Annotated in this window: 18 protein-coding genes; 11 read left to right on the forward strand and 7 right to left on the reverse strand. The window is 69.7% G+C overall.

Annotated features, from left to right (window positions below):
- Nucleotides 1–24 precede the first annotated feature (24 nt).
- Complete coding sequence (locus ABT340_RS22700; RefSeq protein WP_352012790.1) at nt 25–456, reverse strand: WCX domain-containing protein; 432 nt, start codon at nt 454–456, stop codon at nt 25–27.
- A gap of 41 nt (nt 457–497) precedes the next feature.
- On the opposite strand from ABT340_RS22700, the gene ABT340_RS22705 reads away from it, so the two are divergent.
- A complete protein-coding gene (locus ABT340_RS22705) occupies nt 498–782 on the forward strand; it encodes a hypothetical protein (protein ID WP_352012791.1) in 285 nt (94 codons plus the stop codon).
- 234 nt (nt 783–1016) lie between these two features.
- The gene (locus ABT340_RS22710) at nt 1017–1373 is read left to right on the forward strand and encodes a helix-turn-helix domain-containing protein (protein WP_352012792.1); all 357 of its coding nucleotides are present in this window, start codon (nt 1017–1019) and stop codon (nt 1371–1373) included.
- Nucleotides 1374–1381: 8 nt separating this feature from the next.
- Here the strand turns inward: ABT340_RS22710 and ABT340_RS22715 are convergent, their stop codons facing one another.
- The 3 genes from ABT340_RS22715 to ABT340_RS22725 all read right to left on the reverse strand — a co-directional run bounded on the left by ABT340_RS22715 (nt 1382) and on the right by ABT340_RS22725 (nt 3527).
- Nucleotides 1382–1984, reverse strand: a complete 603-nt coding sequence (locus tag ABT340_RS22715) for a ClpP family protease (RefSeq protein WP_352012793.1) — start codon at nt 1982–1984, stop codon at nt 1382–1384.
- A complete protein-coding gene (locus tag ABT340_RS22720; protein WP_352012794.1) occupies nt 1981–2607 on the reverse strand; it encodes a ClpP family protease in 627 nt (208 codons plus the stop codon). Before ABT340_RS22720 ends, ABT340_RS22715 begins: the two co-directional genes overlap by 4 nt.
- Nucleotides 2608–2909: 302 nt before the next feature.
- On the reverse strand, nt 2910–3527 hold the full coding sequence (locus ABT340_RS22725) for a TetR/AcrR family transcriptional regulator (RefSeq protein ID WP_352012795.1): 618 nt from the start codon (nt 3525–3527) through the stop codon (nt 2910–2912).
- Between the two features lie 73 nt (nt 3528–3600).
- Between ABT340_RS22725 and ABT340_RS22730 the strand changes: the two genes are divergently transcribed.
- Together ABT340_RS22730 and ABT340_RS22735 are read left to right on the forward strand one after the other, a co-directional pair.
- Nucleotides 3601–4410, forward strand: a complete 810-nt coding sequence (locus tag ABT340_RS22730; protein ID WP_352012796.1) for an alpha/beta fold hydrolase — start codon at nt 3601–3603, stop codon at nt 4408–4410.
- Between the two features lie 247 nt (nt 4411–4657).
- The gene (locus ABT340_RS22735; protein WP_352012797.1) at nt 4658–4957 is read left to right on the forward strand and encodes a hypothetical protein; all 300 of its coding nucleotides are present in this window, start codon (nt 4658–4660) and stop codon (nt 4955–4957) included.
- Nucleotides 4958–5095: 138 nt separating this feature from the next.
- Here ABT340_RS22735 and ABT340_RS22740 read toward each other — a convergent pair whose 3' ends face one another.
- Nucleotides 5096–5584 (reverse strand): hypothetical protein, encoded by a 489-nt coding sequence (locus tag ABT340_RS22740; protein WP_352012798.1) that lies wholly within the window; start codon nt 5582–5584, stop codon nt 5096–5098.
- Between the two features lie 539 nt (nt 5585–6123).
- Here ABT340_RS22740 and ABT340_RS22745 point away from each other — a divergent pair.
- Nucleotides 6124–6774: an ester cyclase gene (locus ABT340_RS22745; RefSeq protein ID WP_352012799.1), complete on the forward strand. Its 651-nt coding sequence runs from the start codon at nt 6124–6126 to the stop codon at nt 6772–6774.
- A gap of 208 nt (nt 6775–6982) precedes the next feature.
- On the opposite strand, the gene ABT340_RS22750 is transcribed toward ABT340_RS22745, so the two are convergent.
- Nucleotides 6983–8116: an FAD-dependent oxidoreductase gene (locus ABT340_RS22750; protein ID WP_352012800.1), complete on the reverse strand. Its 1134-nt coding sequence runs from the start codon at nt 8114–8116 to the stop codon at nt 6983–6985.
- Nucleotides 8117–8223: 107 nt separating this feature from the next.
- Here ABT340_RS22750 and ABT340_RS22755 point away from each other — a divergent pair, with 107 nt between their 5' ends.
- Entirely contained in the window at nt 8224–8769 is a 546-nt protein-coding gene (locus ABT340_RS22755; RefSeq protein WP_352012801.1) for a TetR family transcriptional regulator, read from the forward strand.
- 176 nt (nt 8770–8945) lie between these two features.
- On the opposite strand, the gene ABT340_RS22760 is transcribed toward ABT340_RS22755, so the two are convergent.
- Nucleotides 8946–9224 (reverse strand): WGxxGxxG family protein, encoded by a 279-nt coding sequence (locus tag ABT340_RS22760; protein ID WP_352012802.1) that lies wholly within the window; start codon nt 9222–9224, stop codon nt 8946–8948.
- Nucleotides 9225–9692: 468 nt separating this feature from the next.
- Between ABT340_RS22760 and ABT340_RS22765 the strand changes: the two genes are divergently transcribed.
- From ABT340_RS22765 to narI, 5 genes are all read left to right on the forward strand, one after another.
- A complete protein-coding gene (locus tag ABT340_RS22765; RefSeq protein WP_352012803.1) occupies nt 9693–10928 on the forward strand; it encodes an MFS transporter in 1236 nt (411 codons plus the stop codon).
- 92 nt (nt 10929–11020) lie between these two features.
- A complete protein-coding gene (locus tag ABT340_RS22770) occupies nt 11021–14713 on the forward strand; it encodes a nitrate reductase subunit alpha (RefSeq protein ID WP_352012804.1) in 3693 nt (1230 codons plus the stop codon).
- Nucleotides 14713–16515 (forward strand): nitrate reductase subunit beta, encoded by a 1803-nt coding sequence (gene narH, locus ABT340_RS22775; RefSeq protein ID WP_352012805.1) that lies wholly within the window; start codon nt 14713–14715, stop codon nt 16513–16515. The genes ABT340_RS22770 and narH overlap by 1 nt, the downstream gene beginning before the upstream one ends.
- The gene (gene narJ, locus ABT340_RS22780; protein ID WP_352012806.1) at nt 16512–17609 is read left to right on the forward strand and encodes a nitrate reductase molybdenum cofactor assembly chaperone; all 1098 of its coding nucleotides are present in this window, start codon (nt 16512–16514) and stop codon (nt 17607–17609) included. Before narH ends, narJ begins: the two co-directional genes overlap by 4 nt.
- Complete coding sequence (gene narI, locus ABT340_RS22785; RefSeq protein WP_352012807.1) at nt 17606–18334, forward strand: respiratory nitrate reductase subunit gamma; 729 nt, start codon at nt 17606–17608, stop codon at nt 18332–18334. Before narJ ends, narI begins: the two co-directional genes overlap by 4 nt.
- Nucleotides 18335–18336 lie beyond the last annotated feature (2 nt).

An 18336-nucleotide genomic window follows, 5' to 3' on the forward strand; every position in this document is an offset into this window, starting at 1 on the left:
GCTGTCGGGGGTCCGAGGGCGGTTTCAGGTCGGTCGTCGGTGGAGGTCGATCAGGGTGTCGAGGGTCTGGGTGATCCGTTCGCGGAGTTCGACGGGGGCGAGGACCTCGGCGCCGAGTTTGAGGAGTTCGGGGAGGGCCCGTTCGACGGACCCGATCGGGATGGTCACCCGCGTCCAGCCGTCGGGATCCGGGGGCGTGGAGGCCCGCCGTACGGCGTGGACCACGGCCGGTTCCATGAGGTGGGGCGGCCGGTCGAGGGCGTTGGGGGAAAGACGGAGCGTCGTCTCCCCCCGGTGTCGGCGCGCGTCGCAACACTCCAGGTAGGTCCGCCAGGTTGAACCGCTCGTCGAGGACGTCGAGGTCCGGGATTCGCGGGACTCGGTAGGTACGGATCCGTTCGGCGTCGCCGGCCACGAGATACCGCCCACGCGGGCTCGCGGAGACGGTGGAAACACGTGGTTACCCTGAAGGCCGTACCTGTGCTTCGGGAGGGTGCGTGTCGCGTCGTGACCGGCGAGGTCTCCGTCGGCTGCCCGACTGGGTGGGCAGGGAGCTGTCCGAGAGGGAAGCCGCTGACCTGATCGCCTCTGGCGAGATGGTGGAGGTGCGCCATGACCCTGACTGGCTGGCTCAGGGAATGGCCGCCTTGCGAGAGCGACGGGAGAGGTACGCCGCCGAGTGGGAGAGCGGTCAAATGGTGGACTATCAGGCAGTCGCCGCCAGGCGTGACCGTCTCATGCCTGTCAAGACCGAGTACCGCCGTCGCCGGAGAAGCGACTGACCACCCGGCTAGAGCTTGGTGACCGAGCCCTGTCCTGCCGATGAAGGACTTGGCGCTGAGGCGGATGGCCAGGAGCTTCCGGGTTGACCTCCATGGCGTGGGTCCCTCGATCCAGCCATGGAGGTGTTCGTCCACGGTGATCGTGCTCACCGAGATGGACCAGGGAAGACGGGAACGGTTCTGCTCTGCGCGGATTGGACTGAACTTGGGGGTGGCGTCTCCTTAAGGTGAGGTATGGCCTCTTCCGTTCCGCCGCTGCGTCCGGCGATCGTTCGGACCGACTCCAAGCCGTCTCCGGTTCGCGAGCCGTTGTGGCGGCACGCGCTCGGTGAGTGTCTCAGAGGTCTTCGTCACGAGCGGGGCGAGAAGCTGAGCGAGACGGCACGTCGTGCCGGGGTCTCGCCGCAGTATCTCTCCGAGATGGAACGGGGCGTCAAGGAGCCGTCGAGCGAGATGATCGCCGCGGTCGCCGGAGCGCTGGATGTGACCCTGATCGACCTGACCCTCGCGGTCTCCGAGAGCCTGCGGTCCGCGCAGAGCGGCGTGTCGAGAGGCGCCACCTGCTCGGCGGCGTACGCCCTGGCCGCGTAGCCGCCGGATCACCTGCGAGCGGGCGAACGCTCCTCGATGATCTGGTCGATGAGCCCGTACTCCAGGGCCGAGGCCGCGGTGAACACGCGGTCGTGGTCGGTGTCGGCGCGGAGGGTCTCGACCGTCTGACCGGTGTGCCGTGACAGGATGCGCTCGATGTCCGCTCGGACACGGACGACCTCGTCGGCCTGCAGGATGAGGTCGGGGATCGTTCCGCGCCCCTGGGCGGCGGGCTGGTGCAGGATCACCCGTGCGTGCGGGAGGGCGGCGCGCTTTCCCTCGGTGCCCGCGGCGAGAAGGACGGCGCCGACCGCCACGGCCTGTCCGACGCAGGTCGTCGAAACCCGCGGGCGGATGTAGCGCATGGTGTCGTATATCGCGAGCATCGCGCTCGGGTCCCCGCCCTCACAGTTGATGTAGAACTGTATTTCGGCCTCGGGGTTGTCCGACTCCAGGAAAATCAGCTGCGCGATGAGGGCGTTCGCGACGCCGGCGTCGATCGCGGTGCCCAGATAGACGATTCGCTCGGTGAGCAGGTGCGAGTAGACATCCATGATGCGCTCGCCACGAGGGTTCTGGGCGATGACGTTCGGGATCGTGTATGTGCTCACTGGCCGACTCCTCCGGTGATGCCGAAACCGGTTCGGGGGCGATTGTGTGGTGCGATCTCGTGGAAGTCCTGAACGATCGCGTCTATGAAGCCGTATTCCAGTGCCTCCTGCGCCGTGTACCAACGGTCGTGCAGAGAGTCCTCGAATATGCGCTCGACGGACTGCCCCGTGTCCGCGGCGATGAGACCGAGCACCGTGTCGCGAGTGTGCCGCAGGTCACCGGCCTGCAGTTCGATGTCGACCGCGGTGCCACCGATTCCCGCCGAGCCCTGGTGCATCAGGACGCGTGAATGCGGCAGGGCGCGGCGCTTTCCCCTGGCTCCCGACGAGAGCAGGAACTGTCCGGCGCTGTAGGCGATGCCCAGGACGAAGGTCGACACATCACAGGGAATGAGTCGAATGACGTCGCGAATGGCGAGCATCGAGGGAACGGAACCGCCCGGGGAGTGAATCCAGAGCGCGATGTCCGTTGACGCGTCCTGCGTGGCGAGTGCTATCAGTTGCGTGGCCAGCAGGGTCCCGTTGTCGTCATCGAGAGGGCCGTCGAGAACGAGGACACGCTGTTCGTAGAGTTCGCGCCTCACCCGCGTGTCGAAAAGCGGAGGATTCGATTTTTCGCTCATGCGTCCATCCTGTGAGGTGACCAGGACCGGCGTCGACACGATCCGCCTGGGGCAGATCTGCTCTGAGCAGCGTGGGTTCGGTTTCCGGCCCGGTGAACCCCCGCCATCCCGCGGCGCCGGTGGCCTGTTCGACGAGGCGGCGGGAGCGGATGAGGGCTGCGGCGACAGCGACGAAGGAGGAGAAGCGGTCTGCCCGGCGTTCGTAGCGGCGCGGGGACGGCGGCATGCCGGCTCGACAGCCCGGAGCCGGTTGGACGCGGTGCCTCGGCGACCGGCGGTGGGTCGTCGTGGCATCCGAAGGGTCAGGGCTTCCCCGCGACCGGTTGCCCGGCATCGAAGCCGGGGGCCGGGGCGTGGAGTATCGCGGGCAGGAGGACGGAGTCGACGATCTCGGTGATCGCGTCCTCGCCCGGCGGCCGGCCGTACAGCACGATCTCGTTGCGGATCAGGTCGAGCGGGAGTGTGGTCACGCGTGAGGGCAGGAGGACGGGGAGGATCTCGTTCCGCTCGACGGCTCGCCGGACTATGGTCGCGACCTGTTGTCCTCGGGTCGTGACGGTCAGCCGGGCGCGCAGGGCGTGGGCGGCCTCCGGGTCACGGGCTGTCTCGGCCGTCATCCCGGCGAGGACCTCGCCGTGCACGGAGCCGAATCGGTGGGTGATCTGCCGCATCATGGCGAGCAGGTCGGTTCGCAGCCCGCCGGTGTCCGGTGGTTCGGCGTCGGGGGGAGCCGCGTGGTCGAGGGCCGCGAGTGCTAGTCGCGCGCGGGTGGGCCAGCGGCGGTGGATCACCGGTCGGCTGGTGCCCGCTCTGGCGGCCACGGCCTCCATGGTCAGTTTGGCGTAGCCCCCTTGGGTCAGTAGGTCCCAGGTGGCGTTGAGGATGGCCTGCTCCAACCGTTCTCCGCGCCGTCGGCCCATCGCACACCCCTTGGGAACGGTTTATGTTAGATGCAGTCCGCATCTTATCCGCCGTGCGCGAAGGTGAGGCGTGATGGCTGTGCGTGAGAACCATGTCCTGGATGTGGCCGGAGCCCGCATCCACTACGAGGTTCGCGGTTCGGGGCCGGTGCTTCTGCTGATCCCCGGGAGCAACGGCGACGCCGGTTTCTTCGACGCCATGGCCGATCGGCTGGCCGACCGTCATACGGTCGTCGGCTATGACCGGCGAGGCTTCTCCCGGAGTTTCGCCCAGGAGGAGCCCGCGGGGTGGATCGAGACGCACGTCGAAGACGCGCGCCGCCTGATCGGTGCCGTCTCCGGGGAACCGGTCCGCGTCTTCGCCACAAGCGCGGGAGCCGTCATCGGGCTCGACCTCATCGGCCGGCATCCTCGGCTGGTCAGCAGGCTCGTGGCCCACGAACCGCCCATCTTCGAGGTTCTGCCGGACGCCCCGCGTTGGCGAGCCTTCTTCGAGGAGGTCGGCGCGACCCATCGGCGCGAGGGGCAGGAGGCGGCGATGCGGCGATTCCTGGCGGGCATCGGGGTCGCCGAGGCTCGGCGACCGGCCGATCCCGATCCGGAACTGCTCGCCCGCATGTCCGGGAACACGCTCACCATCCTGACCCAGGAGGTGCCCAACGCTCCCGGCTACCATCCGGACTTCGCCGCGCTTGACGCGTGGCGTGATCGCGTCGTCCTGGCGGGTGGCCGGGACTCCCGTGCCCACTTTCCCTACCGGCCGGCCGCCGTGCTCGCGGCCCGGTGGAATCGGCGGGTCGTCGACCTTCCGGGGGACCACCTGGGTTACTGGTCTCGCCCCGATGAGTTCGCCGCCGCTCTGGAGGGCTGCATGACCGCGTGACCCGGGACTTTCGATGGCTTTTGGCGGAAACCCCGTTATGGCTTCAGGGGTGTTCGGCTCCGGATCGGAGTGCTTGGGGGTCGCCGATCTCGGTTGGAACCAAAGGTAAAGGTCCTGAGGATCGCCGCTCGGCGATAGGTTTGTGTGGGTTCTCATTTTTGAGAAGTGAAGGCTGTGGTCAAGCGGTTGGTGGATGCGCCTGCCGTACGTCTGTCCCCGTAAGTTCTCTCGATCCTCGGAGGTCAACGTGCCTGAAGTACGACGTCTCATCCTCGTGGCGGCGGTTGGTGCCGGTGCGGTCGCCATGGCTCTGACCTCGACGTCCATTGTCAGCGCGACCGGCCCGTCACCTGCGGACACCGCGACGGTCACGCCTCGGGAGAAGGAGCTTCTGCAGTCGGACAAACCGGTGACGATAACCGTGGACCCCGCCACCGGCCAGGTGCTGGGAGTTTCGGAGGGGAAGCCGTCGAATCTCGGCGGGAGGACGGTGAACGTGGATCCGCTTACCGGTCAGGTACTGTCGCCGTCCACGAACGGGAAATAATTCCGGTGAATCCCGTCTCCGGTTTCGACGGTCCGTGAGTCGACGTTCTCCATACGCAGAGCGGGAAGGCTCGGCCTCCCCGCTCTCGATCGCTCAATGTGAGCGATGGCATCGCTCGGTCATGTCCTCACCGGTGGCTCAGTAGAGAGTGACGCTGGTGCCGGTGACGAGCGAACCGTTGAAGTTGACGTAGCTGTTGGGACCCCACGGGCCGCTGCAGGGCGACGATCCCTGATAGGTCCAGCAGGCCCGGCCCTTGTAGTTGCCGGTGTTGAAGTAGGACCGGTAGGGCCAGCTTCCGGTCTTCGTGCCCGCGCTGCCGTAGAACCCCTGGTGCGCGTACGGGACCTGGCCGGACGCGTAGCAGAAGTCACCCGAGTTGCAGATGTTGTGCTGGCTGATCGCGGGGGTGGAGATGGCTCCCTCGGTCACCGACAGCACCTTGCCGGTTCGCGGGTCCACCGAGAGCGTGTGCGGGGTGTCGGACTTGAGGAGTTCGAGCTGCTGCGGACTGAGGGCCGAGACGTCGGCGGACGCCGGAATCGGAGTGGAGTCCGCGGCCATGGCGGTGTGAGGTGAGAGCAGTGCCGTCGCGGCGGCAGCGGCGCCGACAATGGAAGCCAGCATAATTCGGCGTGACTTTAACACGTGCAACCTCCGGTGGTAGGCGATAAAGGCGGGCTGGAATTAAAAACTCGCCTTCGCACTCCTCGAACATATCTCTCCCGCCGTCGAACGCGGCGTGACGTGGATCACAATTCATATTGTGTTCCGCTCGTCGCCGCAGGTGGCAGGGGTGTTCCATTCGGGCACCGTCGGTGAGAATCGCAGCTCATCGCAGCCGTTCTCGCGGATTTACGGCCTTCGACTGGCGGTGATTATCACGGAGGGTGTGAGTGTTAATTCCATTTCGTGATTTCCCTGGTTTCTGGCCGGTGGTTCCCGGGCGGCTCGAAAAGGCATTTCGGTCCCGCCGCGGCCGATGGCGCCTTCTGGCGCGAGCCGGGGCTTTCCGCGACCGATCTCATCGCCAGGCTGGGTGACGGACTTTGGAAGCCGAAGGCGACGCCGCTCCCGTGAGGGGCGCTTGACGGGGCGGGAGGCGTCCGTGAGGATCTGTGGGCTTCGGCTCTTTCGTGGTAGTCGTCCTAAATGGGGTGATTGTCTTGGCTGAAACTCCGCTGTGGCTTCAGGGGCGTTCGGCCGTGGTCGCGGCCGCGGATCCGAGTGAGTGGCGGGACGGCCTGCCCGACTACGACCTCTCGCACGAAGTCATGCCGCGGCAGCGGACGCACCACTTCGAGCCCGGTTCGCTGGAGGCCGTGGTCGAGGGGATCGTGCAGGTCTTCGAGATGGAGGTCTCGCACAAGAAGGATCCGGCGACCTGGGTGTCGATGGTCGCCGACCGTTTCCGGACCAACGTCAACGGAGGTCCGTGGGCCACCGCGGCGGACATCGCGGAGATCGGCAGCTACAACGTCCTGATCGGCGACAGCGTCTTCTACCCGACCGGGCGGGAGACCTTCGACTCCTCGCACCGGATGTTCCACAGGGCGTTTCCCGGAGGATTCTTCTGGGAGGTGCTCGAAGTTCTCACCCCGCCGCCGACCGTCACCGTCAAATGGCGCCACTGGGGCGTCTTCGAGGGTGAGTACCACGGTTTCCAGCCCACCGGGCAGACGATCGAGATGTACGGCGTCAGCATCGCCAAGCTGTCCGACGACCTCAGGCTGGTGGAGGTCGAGCACTACTACGACCCCAACGACTTCCTCAGCAGACTGACCGGTGGCTGTCCGGTGGCGCACAGGGAGTCGTGACCGGCCCGCCGCCCCGGCGGCGGCGGTGCTTTGCCCCGATGAAGCCGGTCTGTCCGCGTCGGGCGCGTGCCTCCGGTGCGGCCGGTCGGGCCGCGGGGGAGCCGCCCCGGTGCGGCCGGTCGGGCCGCGGTGGGATATGCCCCGGTGAGGCCAGCCCGGTCGTGGGGAGCCCGCTCGCGCCGCTCACGGTGCGGCCGGTCCGGTCGGGTCAGCGGCCGGCCACGGTGAAGTTCGGCAGTGCCTCCAGGCTCCGGGCGACCGCCGCGAAGCCGTAGTCGAGCATTTCGCGTTCGTAGCGTTCGACGGCGGGCAGCAGGTCGCTCTCGCCCCGGTGGACCTCGGTGAGCCGGCGGCAGAGCAGGGCCGCGTCACGGAAGGCGGTGTTCGCGCCCTGGCCGCCGCTCGGCGGCATGACGTGGACGGCGTCGCCCAGCAGGGTCACCCGGCGGGTTCCCCAGTGCGGCACCGGCCGCGCGTAGCCGACCTTCAGCGGCGAGCTGTTCACCACGTCGGACCGCTCGACCAGTTCGACCAGGTCCGGGTGCCAGCCGTCGATCAGGGTCAGCAGCAGGTCGCGGGTCGCGGCCCAGTCGTCGGGCAGGCGCTCGACGCGCTCGGGCAGGAACGCGGCCCAGCGCAGGTAGCTCTCGGTGGCGGGCAGTTCGACGTCGGGGGCGAGTTCGGCGGCGGCCAGGTGCGGCGGGCGGCGGAACTCCATCTTGCCGAGCAGCATGCTCATGTCCGGGCCGCGCACCACGGTGCCGAACCCCGGCACCAGAACGGCGAGGCGCTCGGTGAGCGGGGTGCGCCCGAGCAGGCCGTTGCCGCCCAGCGTGACGACCGAGGCGTCGGGCAGCAACCGGCGGCGGACCGCAGAGCCGACTCCGTCGGCGCCGACCAGGAGGTCACCGGTGGCCGTGCCGCCGTCGGCGAAGACCGCCCGCACGGTGTCGTCGGGCAGCTCGACGTACTCGACCAGCCGCCTGCCGTACTCGATCCGGTCGGAGAGACCGGCCAGCAGCAGGTGTCGCAGCACGTGCCGGTCGGTGGCCATGCCGTCGTCGATCGGACCGAGTTGGCCGATCACGTTGAGGTGCTGGTCGACGACCGGCCGTTCCCCGGACAGCTCTCCTGTGGTGGCCTCCAGCAGGCCGTGCAGCCGCCGCGGCAGGCATTCGCGTAGCGCGGCGAGGCCCGCGCCGCCGATGCCGATCCGGAAACCCTGGTAGCGGCTGTGGGCGCCCGTCTCCCGCTCGTGGATCCGCACGTCGATCCCGGCCTGGACCAGCCCCTGTGCCAGGCACAGTCCGCCGATGCCCGCCCCGATCACCAGAACCCGCATGGTGGCTCCCTTGACTTGAACATTGCTCAATTGAGCGGTGTTCAAGTTACTTGGTCGGTGTTCAAGTGGCAAGCTCTCCGTGGAGGACGAGGAGAAGGGGGAAGTGGATGCCGCTCCGGCAGGCCGATGTGCTCCGAGGCGCGATGGAGCTGCTCGACGAGGTGGGTCTCGACGAGCTGACCACCCGCAGGCTGGCGGACCGGCTCGGCGTCCGGGTGGGCGCCCTGTACTGGCACTACCCGAGCAAGACCGCCCTGCTGGACGCCCTGGTCGAGCGGATCGTCGACGAGATGCTCGCCGAGCCCATCGCGGAGCAGGACTGGGCGGGCCGGCTGCGGGAGCTGGCCGTACGGGCTCGCTCGACCATGCTGGCGCACCGGGACGGCGCCCGGCTGGTGGCCTCCTTCAGCGTGCTGCCGGCCTCGGCCGTGACCTACTTCCAGGCGCTGGTCGACTCGCTGCGTACGGCGGGCGTCCCGGAGCGGGACGCGGAGCTCGGCGCGGACCTGCTGACGAGCTTCACGAACGGTTTCACGCTGGAGGAACAGGCCCGGCAGGCCAAGATATGGCCCCGTGACCGGCGCGACGAGACCTTTCTCAGTGAGCTGGACATTCTCATCAACGGCATCCGGGTGAGCCTTCTGGAGAAATGACGGGCCCGCGGCCGGTGCCGGTCAGGTGGCCTGATCCGCGTACGGCGGCTCGGCTCGGCCGCTGTCGTACTGCGGTGGACAAAACAGGCAGATGGGCAAACGTGCGAATCGCGGAGCGCCGGAGGCCCCGGCCGTGGAGCCGTGGGCCTCCCGCCTCTCGACGGCTCTCTCGACGGCTATGGACGCGTCGGCCGGTCGCCGACGTGCGCGCCGGCTCCTGTTCCCGTGTACTCGCGGTGCTTGCGCAGGCCGCTGAGACCCAGGAGGCCGACCAGCCCCAGCAGGCCCCAGAGACCGGTTTTGTCGCCGCTGTCCCTGTTGCTGTTGTTGTTCTGTGGTGCGGGAGTGGGCTGGCTTTGGGTGACCGGTGCGGCCAGTGAGTCGGTCGCCGCTGTGGCGGCGGGCCCAAGCGTCAGGAAGAAGGCTAGGCCCAGTCCGGTAAGCGTTTTACGCATGGAGTTCTCCCGTCTTGCTTCTGGTGAGAGTCCGGAAGTCGCCCGTCGGTCCCCTTCGTAGGAGATTCTGGCGACGCGATGTCCGTTTTCCCTCGTCAGAGGCGCCCATACCGCCCAAATCAGGTGTCAAACATCCCGGCTCTCATATACCGTCTTATAGACATTTAGTGGATTTATTATCCAAGCATTGGTTTTTCGCTTATTTATCGTGAAATGGTGAGCGGGCTGGGCGTGTCATCGTAAACGGATCTTCTAGGGGGGCCGCCCCTGGACATCCACACCGAGCGGGAGCCGGAGGGGAACCCGGGTGGCCGAGGCGGCAGGTGACGCGCGATCCGTACGGAGGCAGGGGACACAGGGCCCGCGGGGAGAGGTCCAAGGTCCCTGTCCCGGGGACGTACCGGCCGGAAACGCTGTGTGTCGACCACCGTGCCCTGGGCGGCACGGCGACACACAGTGGAGGAAACCATGAGTGCGGGAGACGCGCCGGACAGGCGTCCGGCGCTGATGCTGACCCTGGCCACGGCCGGTTTCGCGATCAACTTCTGGGCGTGGGCGCTGCTCAGCCCGCTGGCGCCGAGGTTCAAGGAGGCCCTGCACCTGAGCCCCTTCCAGCAGGCGCTGGTGGTGGCGGTGCCGGTGGTCGTCGGCTCGCTCGGCCGCGTCCCGGTCGGCGCGCTGACCGACCGGTACGGCGGTCGCGTCATGTTCCCGCTGGTGTCGCTGGCGACCGTCGTCCCGGTGCTCTACCTGGGGCTGGCCGGGCAGACGTCCCTGGCCGGGCTGCTGGTCGGGGGCTTCTTCCTCGGCGTCGGCGGCACGACCTTCGCGATCGGTGTGCCGTTCGTCAACGCCTGGTTCCCGCCCGCGCGGCGCGGCCTGGCCGTCGGCGTGTTCGGCGCGGGCATGGGCGGCACCGCGATCAGCGCGCTGACCACGGTCAAGCTGGTCGACGTCGGCGGAGGCGCGACCCCGTTCACGGTCACCGCCGTCGTGCTCTGCGGGTACGCGGCGGTCGCGGCGCTGCTGCTGCGGGACGCGCCGGGCCGTACGGTGCCGGTCGAGTCGATGGCGCGGCGGCTGGGGGCCACGCTCCGGCTGCGGGTGACCTGGCAGGCCTCGGCGCTCTACGCGGTGGCCTTCGGGGGGTATGTGGCGTTCTCGGTCTATCTGCCGGCCTACCTCAAGACCGCCTACGCGCTGGACCAGGCCGACGCCGCCAACCGGATGGCCGGGTTCGTGCTGCTCGCGGTGCTGATGCGCCCGGTCGGCGGGTGGCTGTCGGACCGGTTCGCGCCGACCAGGGTGCTCGCCTGGACACTGGTCGTCGTCGTGGCCGGTGCCACGGTCCAGGCGTTCACCCCCGGCCTGGCGCCCCTCGGGACGGTCGCGTTCCTGTCCATGGCCGCGGCGCTCGGCGCGGGCAGCGGCGCGACGTTCGCCCTGGTGGCGCTGCTCGCCCCGGCGAACAAGGTCGGCTCGGTCACCGGGATCGTGGGCGCCGCGGGCGGTCTGGGCGGGTTCGTGCCGCCGCTGCTGATGGGCGTCATCTACGGCTGGTACGGCAGCTACGCCCTCGGCCTGGGGCTGCTGGCCCTGGTCGCGCTGGCCGCCCTGCTGCTGGACACCACCGCCGTCGCCAGGACGGCCCGCCGCGCCATGCGTCCGCGCCTGGTCGAAGGGTCGGAGGCGTCCGGGACTTAGGACCCGGCTGATCGGGACCCTCGGCACCTGACGTGCGACCCGGTGCCACGGGAGCCTGAGTACGCGTCCCGCGATCGAAGGAGTGCAGCACCGTGTCACCACACCCCCAGACCCCCGCGACGGACTCGGTGCCCGGCGTGGCGCCGCTGCTGGCCGCACGTCGCTTCCTGACGAAGGAGACGGTCGGCGACGGGGGACGGACCCTGCACCAGATCGACCGCGGCTCCTGGGAGACGTTCTACCGGGACCGGTGGCGCTACGACCGGGTGGTCCGTTCGACGCACGGCGTCAACTGCACCGGCTCGTGCTCGTGGAACGTGTTCGTGAAGGACGACCTCATCACCTGGGAGCACCAGGCGACGGACTATCCGACGACGGGCCCCGACGCGCCGGACTACGAACCCCGTGGCTGCCCGCGCGGGGCGTCCTTCTCCTGGTACGAGTACTCGCCGTCCCGGGTACGGCACCCCTACGTGCGCGGGGCGCTGGCCGAGATGTTCCGCGAGTCGCTGGAGCGCCTCGGCGACCCGGTGCTCGCCTGGGCCGACATCGTCGAGAACCCCATGAAGGCGCAGGCCTACAAGAGCCGGCGGGGCCGGGGCGGCTTCGTGCGGGCCTCGTGGGAGGAGGCAATCACCATGATGGCCGCCGCCCACGTCCACACCACGAAGAAGTACGGCCCGGACCGCGTCGTGGGCTTCTCGCCGATCCCGGCGATGTCGATGGCGTCCTTCGCCGCGGGCACCCGGTACCACGCGCTGCTCGGCGGCACACTGTTGAGCTTCTACGACTGGTACGCCGACCTGCCCGTCGCCTCCCCGCAGATCTGGGGCGACCAGACCGACGTGCCCGAGGCCGGAGACTGGTGGAACTCCACCTACCTGATGATGTGGGGCTCCAACATCCCGGTGACCAGGACCCCGGACGCGCACTTCCTGGCCGAGGCCCGCTACCGGGGCACCAAGGTCGTGGCCGTCAGCCCCGACTACGCAGACAACGTCAAGTTCGCCGACGACTGGCTCGCGCCGCACCCCGGCACCGACGGCGCCCTGGCGATGGCCATGGGCCACGTCGTCCTCACCGAGTTCTTCCGCGACCGCCAGGTGCCGTACTTCACCGACTACGTCCGCCGCTACACCGACCTGCCCTTCCTCGTCACGCTCAGGAGAAGGGACAACGGCGCCTGGACCTCCGACCGTTTCCTGACCGCCAAGGACCTCGGCGACGAGGACCAGGGCGCGGCGCACCGGACGGTGTTCCTCGACGAGCGCACGGGCGAGCCGGTCGTGCCGAACGGCTCACTCGGGTTCCGGTACGGCGAGCGGGACGCGGGCCGGTGGAACCTCGACCTCGGCGAGGCCGTACCGGCGCTGGGCCTGCTCGGCACGACCGAAGAGGCCGTCGAGGTCGAGCTGGCCAGGTTCGACGTCGGGGACACCGAGGGCGGCGCCGTGATGCGCAGGGGAGTGCCGGTCACCCGGATCGGCGGCCACCTCGTGACGACCGTGTTCGACCTGCTCATGGCCCAGTACGGCGTGCGCCGCGGTGACCTGCCGGGGAGCTGGCCGAACGGCTACGACGACGCCGAGGAGCCCAACACCCCGGCCTGGCAGGAACGCGTCACCGGGGTTCCCGCGGCCCTCGCCGCCCGGATCGCCCGGGAGTTCGCACGCAACGCCGAACGCAGCAGGGGCCGTTCCCTGATCGTCCTGGGCGCCGGGGCCAACCAGTGGTTCCACTCCGACATGACCTACCGGGCGTTCATCTCGCTCGTCCTGCTGACCGGCTGCCAGGGCGTCAACGGCGGCGGCTGGGCGCACTACGTCGGCCAGGAGAAGGCCAGGCCGCTGACCGGCCAGCAGCACATGTCCTTCGCCTTCGACTGGCAGCGCCCGATGCGGCACCAGGCCGCCACGCCGTACTGGTATCTGCACACCGACCAGTGGCGCTACGAGCGGGTGCCCGCCGACGAGCTGGCCTCGCCGCTGGGCACCGGCAGGTTCGCCGGGATGACGTTCGCGGACACCGTCGCCGCTGCCCAGCGGATGGGGTGGAGCCCCGGACACCCGGCCTTCGACCGCAACCCCCTCGACCTCACCGACGAGGCCGCGGCGGCGGGCCGTACGGTCCAGGAGCACATCGTGGAAGAGCTGAAGGCCGGGCGGCTCGGGGCGGTCGCCGACGACCCGGACGACCCGGCGAACTTCCCCCGCTGCCTCACCCTGTGGCGGGCCAACCTGCTCGGCTCCTCGGGCAAGGGCAACGAGTACTTCATGCGGCACCTGCTCGGCGTCGACTCCCTCGCCCGGGCGGAGGAGTGCGAACCCGGCGAACGGCCCCGCGACGTGGCCTGGCGTGCGGAGGCGCCGACCGGGAAGCTGGACCTGCTCACCGCGATCGACTTCCGGATGACCAACACCGGGCTGCACGCCGACCTGGTCCTGCCCGCCGCCACCTGGTACGAGAAGCACGACATCTCGACCACGGACATGCACCCGTTCGTGCACGCGTTCAGCCCGGCCGTCGAACCGCCCTCGGACGCGCACACCGACTACGACACCTTCCTCGCCCTCGCCGACCGGGTCAGTGAACTCGCCGCCGTCCACCTCGGCGTACGGCGTGACGTCCTGGCGGTGCCGTTGCAGCACGACACCCCCGACGAACTCGCCACCCCCGGCGGCCGGGCCAGGGACTGGAAGGCCGGGGAGTGCGAGCCCGTCCCCGGCGTGACCATGCCGAAGCTCGTGGAGATCGAACGCGACTACACGCTGATCGGCGCCAAGATGCGGGCGGTCGGCCCGCTGCTCGACACCCTCGGCACGACCACCAAGGCCATCACCGTGGACGTCACCCCGGAGATCGCCTACCTCGCCGAGCGCAACGGCGTCGTCGCCGACGGCCCGTTCGCCGGACGCCCGTCGCTGGCGACCGCCGACCGGATGTGCGAGGCGATCCTGGCGCTGTCGGGCACCACCAACGGGCGGGTGGCCGCCGCCGGGTTCGCCGCCCTGGAGGCGCGCACCGGGCAGCCGTTCGCCGACCTGATCGAAGGCCACGAGGACGACCACATCACCTACCCGGACACCCAGGCCGCGCCGCAGCCGGTGTTCACCAGCCCGGAGTGGTCCGGCTCGGAGAAGGGCGGCCGCCGCTACTCGCCGTTCACCCTCAACGTCGAACGGTCCAAGCCGTGGCACACCCTCACCGGCAGGCAGCACTTCTTCGTCGAGCACGACTGGGTCGCCGAACTGGGCGAACAGCTGCCCGCCTTCCGGCCGCCGCTGAACATGGCGCGTCACTTCGGCAGGCCCGGCGAGGTCGTCGACGGCGGCGTGACGGTACGGTTCCTCACCCCGCACGCCAAATGGTCGATCCACTCGATGTACCACGACAACGAGCTGATGCTCGCGCTGTCCCGGGGCGGGCCGGTCATCTGGATGAGCGTCGAGGACGCCGCGAAGATCGGCGTCAGGGACAACGAGTGGATCGAGGCGCACAACCGCAACGGCGTCGTCGTCGCCCGTGCCGTGGTCAGCCACCGGATGCCCGAGGGCACGGTCTTCCAGTACCACTCGCCGGAGCGGACGGTGAACGTGCCCAAGGCCGAGAGGAACGGCCGCCGCGGCGGCTACCACAACTCGATGACCCGGCTGCTGGTCAAGCCGACCCACCTCGCGGGCGGACACGCCCAGCTCACCTACGCCTTCAACTACTACGGCCCGATCGGCAGCCAGCGCGACGAGATCACGGTGATCCGCCGTCGTTCGCAGGAGGTGGAGTACTGATGAGAATCCGTGCGCAGGTCGCGATGGTGATGAACCTCGACAAGTGCATCGGCTGTCACACCTGCTCGGTGACGTGCAAGCAGACCTGGACCAACCGCGAGGGCACCGAGTACGTCTGGTTCAACAACGTCGAGACCAAGCCCGGCATCGGCTACCCCAAGCACTACGAGGACCAGGACCGCTGGCACGGCGGGTGGCGGCTCGACCGCAAGGGCAGGCTGGTCCTGCGCTCCGGCGGCCGGATGAAGCGGCTGAGCCGCATCTTCGCCAACCCGGACCTGCCGTCGATCGACGACTACTACGAGCCCGCGACGTTCGACAAGGACATCCTGGTCGGCGCGCCCGCCGGCCTGAAGGACACCCCGGTCAAGAGGCCGTACTCCGCGCTGACGGGTGAGCCGATGGCCGTGGAGTGGGGGGCGAACTGGGAGGACGGCCTCGGCGGGGCGCACGAACGGGCGGACCGGGACCCGAACATCACCCGGATGCCCGCCGAGGCCGCGGCGAAGGTCAGGTTCGAGTTCGAGAAGACCTTCATGTTCCACCTGCCCCGGATCTGCGAGCACTGCCTCAACCCGGCCTGCGTTTCGGCCTGCCCGTCGGGCGCGATGTACAAGCGGGAGGAGGACGGCATCGTCCTCGTCGACCAGGACAGGTGCCGGGGCTGGCGGATGTGCGTCTCGGCGTGCCCGTACAAGAAGGTGTACGTCAACCACGCCACCGGCAAGGCCGAGAAGTGCACCTTCTGCTTCCCGAGGATCGAGGCGGGTCAGCCGACCATCTGCTCGGAGACGTGCGTGGGACGGCTCCGCTACCTCGGCATCGTCCTCTACGACGAGGACGCCGTCCTCGCCGCCGCGTCGGTGCCGGACGAGCACGACCTGCTCGACGCCCAGCGCGAGGTCTTCCTCGACCCCCACGACCCGGCGGTACGGCGGGCGGCCCGCGACGCCGGGATGCCCGAGGAGTGGGTCGAGGCCGCGAGGCTGTCGCCGGTGTGGCGGCTGATCAGCGAGTACCGGATCGCGTTGCCGTTGCACCCGGAGTACCGGACGCTGCCGATGGTCTGGTACGTCCCGCCGCTCTCGCCGGTGCTCGACGCGACCGGCGCGGCGGGCCGTGACGACACCGACGCCGACGACGTCTTCCACACCATCAGGGACCTGCGCATCCCGGTCGAGTATCTCGCCGAGCTGTTCACCGCGGGCGACGCCGACGCCGCCGCCGGGGTCCTGATGAAGCTGGCCGCGATGCGTTCGTACATGCGGGCCAGGACCCTGGACGGCACGGTCGCCGAGGAACTGCTCGACGGCATCGGGATGACGGCCGAACAGGTCGAGTCGATGTACCGGCTGCTCGCGATCGCCAAGTACGACGAGCGGTACGTCATCCCGACCGCCTACAGCAGGGACGCCGCCGCCCTTGAGGCCCAGGCCGCCGCGTCAGGCGGTTGTTCCCTGGACTGCGAAGGAGGCCCGGGCATGGGCGGTTCCGGCGCGGCCGGGTTCGGTGCGGGTGGTTCCGGGGCGGGCGGTCCTGGCGCGGGCGGTTCCGGAACGGACGGCTCTGGCGCGGGCGGTCCTGGGGCGGGCGGTTCCGGAGCGGACGGCTCTGGCGCGGGCGGTCCTGGCGCGGGTGGTTCCGGGGCGGGTGATGCCGAGCGGGTCAGGGCCGTGACCGAGCGCTTCCACCTCGTCGAGGGCGGTGCCGACGACGTGCACGTCGGAAGACAGGGACTCACGACACGACGCCCCGACGGCCGGACGGGCCTGACCATCGACCCCCTGCGGGACCGGTCATGACCACACCCCCGACCAACACGACCTTCACGATGACCCCGGTGACCCCGATGACCGCGACCACCAGGATCCCGGTGCCCGTGATCGACGTGACTTTGACGGCCGTCACCGATGCGGCCCCCATGCCCGTGATCGACACGGCCCCGGCCGCCATGGGCACGGCCTCGATGGCGGCGACCGGTGGAGTCCCGGCCACCACGGATACGACCTCGGGGACGGTGACCGATGGGGCTTCGGCCGCCACGGACGCGACCCCGGTGGTGGCCGATGGGACCTCCGTGATCGATGGGGCCTCCGTGGCCCCGGCCGACCGGATCCGGCTGTTCCAGCTCGCCTCGGTGCTGCTCACCTATCCGGACGCGGAACTGCTCGGCGCCGCCGACGAGCTGCGCGGTGCCGCCGTCGGAATCGGGCACCCGTGGCTGCGCGGGCAGGTCGAGGAGTTCCTCGCCTGGCTGACCGGCACGGCGCCGATCGACGCGCAGCGGCACTACGTGCGGACCTTCGACCTGCGCCGTAAGTCCGGCCTCTACCTGACGTACTACCTGCACGGTGACACCCGTAGGCGGGGCATGGCGCTGCTCGTCCTCAAGCGGCGTTACCGTGCCCACGGCCTGCGGCTGGCCGCCGGTGAGCTGCCCGACCTGCTGCCGGTCGTCCTTGAGTTCGCCGCCGTGGTCGGCCCCGGCGAGGGGGAGGCGCCGCTGCGCCAGCACCGGCGCGGCGTCGAACTGCTCCGCGCCGCCCTGGCCGACCTCGGCACGCCGTACGGCCTGCTGCTTGACGCGATCACCGCCGTCCTGCCCGAGCTGACCGACGCCGACCGGGCGGCCATCGCGGAGCTGGCCCTGGACGGCCCACCCGTCGAGTCCGTCGGCCTGGACACCCCCGGCTCGAACCCCTGCGGACCGGGCTCTCCCGGCCTGGACTCCTCCGGCCTGAACCTCTGTGGTCCGGGTTCTCCCGGTCTAGGCTCTCTGGGGCCGGACCTCCTCAGCCCGGGCTTCCCGAGCCCGGACCTCGACCTCCACGGTGACGAGCTCGGCGGTATCGGCCTGGCACCGTACCCCACCCCCTCCTCGGAGGACCTGCGATGAACACCGTCATCTGGATCGCCCTGCCGTACCTCTGCCTCGTGGTGTTCGTCGGCGGCCACATATGGCGGTGGCGCCACGACCAGTTCGGCTGGACCACGCACACCAGCCAGCTGCTGGAGAACCGGATCCTGCGCCTGGGGTCGCCGCTGTTCCACCTGGGCGCGTTCGGGGCCATCGGCGGGCACGCGATGGGGCTGCTGGTCCCGGCCTCGGTGACCGCGTGGCTGGGTGTCCCCGAGCACCTCTACCACCTGGTCGCGGTCTGGGCCGGTACGGTGACCGGCGTCATGCTCGTCGCCGGGTTCGTCCTGCTCGTCGCCCGTCGCGTGGTCAACCGCCGGGTCAGGCGGAAGACGACCCCCATGGACAGGGTGCTCTACGCGGCCCTGGCGGTCATGATCGGGCTCGGGATGGCCGCCACGGTCGTCGTGAACCTGTTCGGCCCGGGATACGACTACCGGGAGACGGTCGCGGTCTGGTTCCGCGGCGTGTTCCTGTTCTCCCCGCGCAGTGACCTGATGACCGGCGCCCCGCTGGTCTACCAGCTGCACGCCGTCGGCGGCTTCCTGCTCCTGGCGCTGTGGCCGTTCACCCGGCTCGTCCACGTCTGGTCGGCCCCCCTGGCCTACCTGTGGCGCCCCTACGTCGTCTACCGCACCCGCCAGGGCCCCGTCCCACCCGCCCAACCCAGCCCGGCCGCCGTACGCGAGGCGACCGGCGGGTAACC

Origin of the sequence: Streptosporangium sp. NPDC000239 (assembly GCF_040300765.1) — a bacterium.
Classification (GTDB): Bacteria; Actinomycetota; Actinomycetes; order Streptosporangiales; family Streptosporangiaceae; genus Streptosporangium.

Bases quoted from the DNA above. Each gene is read 5' to 3' on its own strand.
- ABT340_RS22710 (WP_352012792.1), top strand. From the start codon at position 1,017: ATGGCCTCTTCCGTTCCGCCGCTGCGTCCGGCGATCGTTCGGACCGAC.
- ABT340_RS22720 (WP_352012794.1), bottom strand. From the start codon at position 2,607: ATGAGCGAAAAATCGAATCCTCCGCTTTTCGACACGCGGGTGAGGCGC.
- ABT340_RS22765 (WP_352012803.1), top strand. From the start codon at position 9,693: ATGAGTGCGGGAGACGCGCCGGACAGGCGTCCGGCGCTGATGCTGACC.
- ABT340_RS22725 (WP_352012795.1), bottom strand. From the start codon at position 3,527: ATGGGCCGACGGCGCGGAGAACGGTTGGAGCAGGCCATCCTCAACGCC.
- ABT340_RS22740 (WP_352012798.1), bottom strand. From the start codon at position 5,584: ATGCTGGCTTCCATTGTCGGCGCCGCTGCCGCCGCGACGGCACTGCTC.
- ABT340_RS22755 (WP_352012801.1), top strand. From the start codon at position 8,224: ATGCCGCTCCGGCAGGCCGATGTGCTCCGAGGCGCGATGGAGCTGCTC.
- narJ (WP_352012806.1), top strand. From the start codon at position 16,512: ATGACCACACCCCCGACCAACACGACCTTCACGATGACCCCGGTGACC.
- ABT340_RS22750 (WP_352012800.1), bottom strand. From the start codon at position 8,116: ATGCGGGTTCTGGTGATCGGGGCGGGCATCGGCGGACTGTGCCTGGCA.
- ABT340_RS22730 (WP_352012796.1), top strand. From the start codon at position 3,601: ATGGCTGTGCGTGAGAACCATGTCCTGGATGTGGCCGGAGCCCGCATC.
- narH (WP_352012805.1), top strand. From the start codon at position 14,713: ATGAGAATCCGTGCGCAGGTCGCGATGGTGATGAACCTCGACAAGTGC.
- ABT340_RS22760 (WP_352012802.1), bottom strand. From the start codon at position 9,224: ATGCGTAAAACGCTTACCGGACTGGGCCTAGCCTTCTTCCTGACGCTT.
- narI (WP_352012807.1), top strand. From the start codon at position 17,606: ATGAACACCGTCATCTGGATCGCCCTGCCGTACCTCTGCCTCGTGGTG.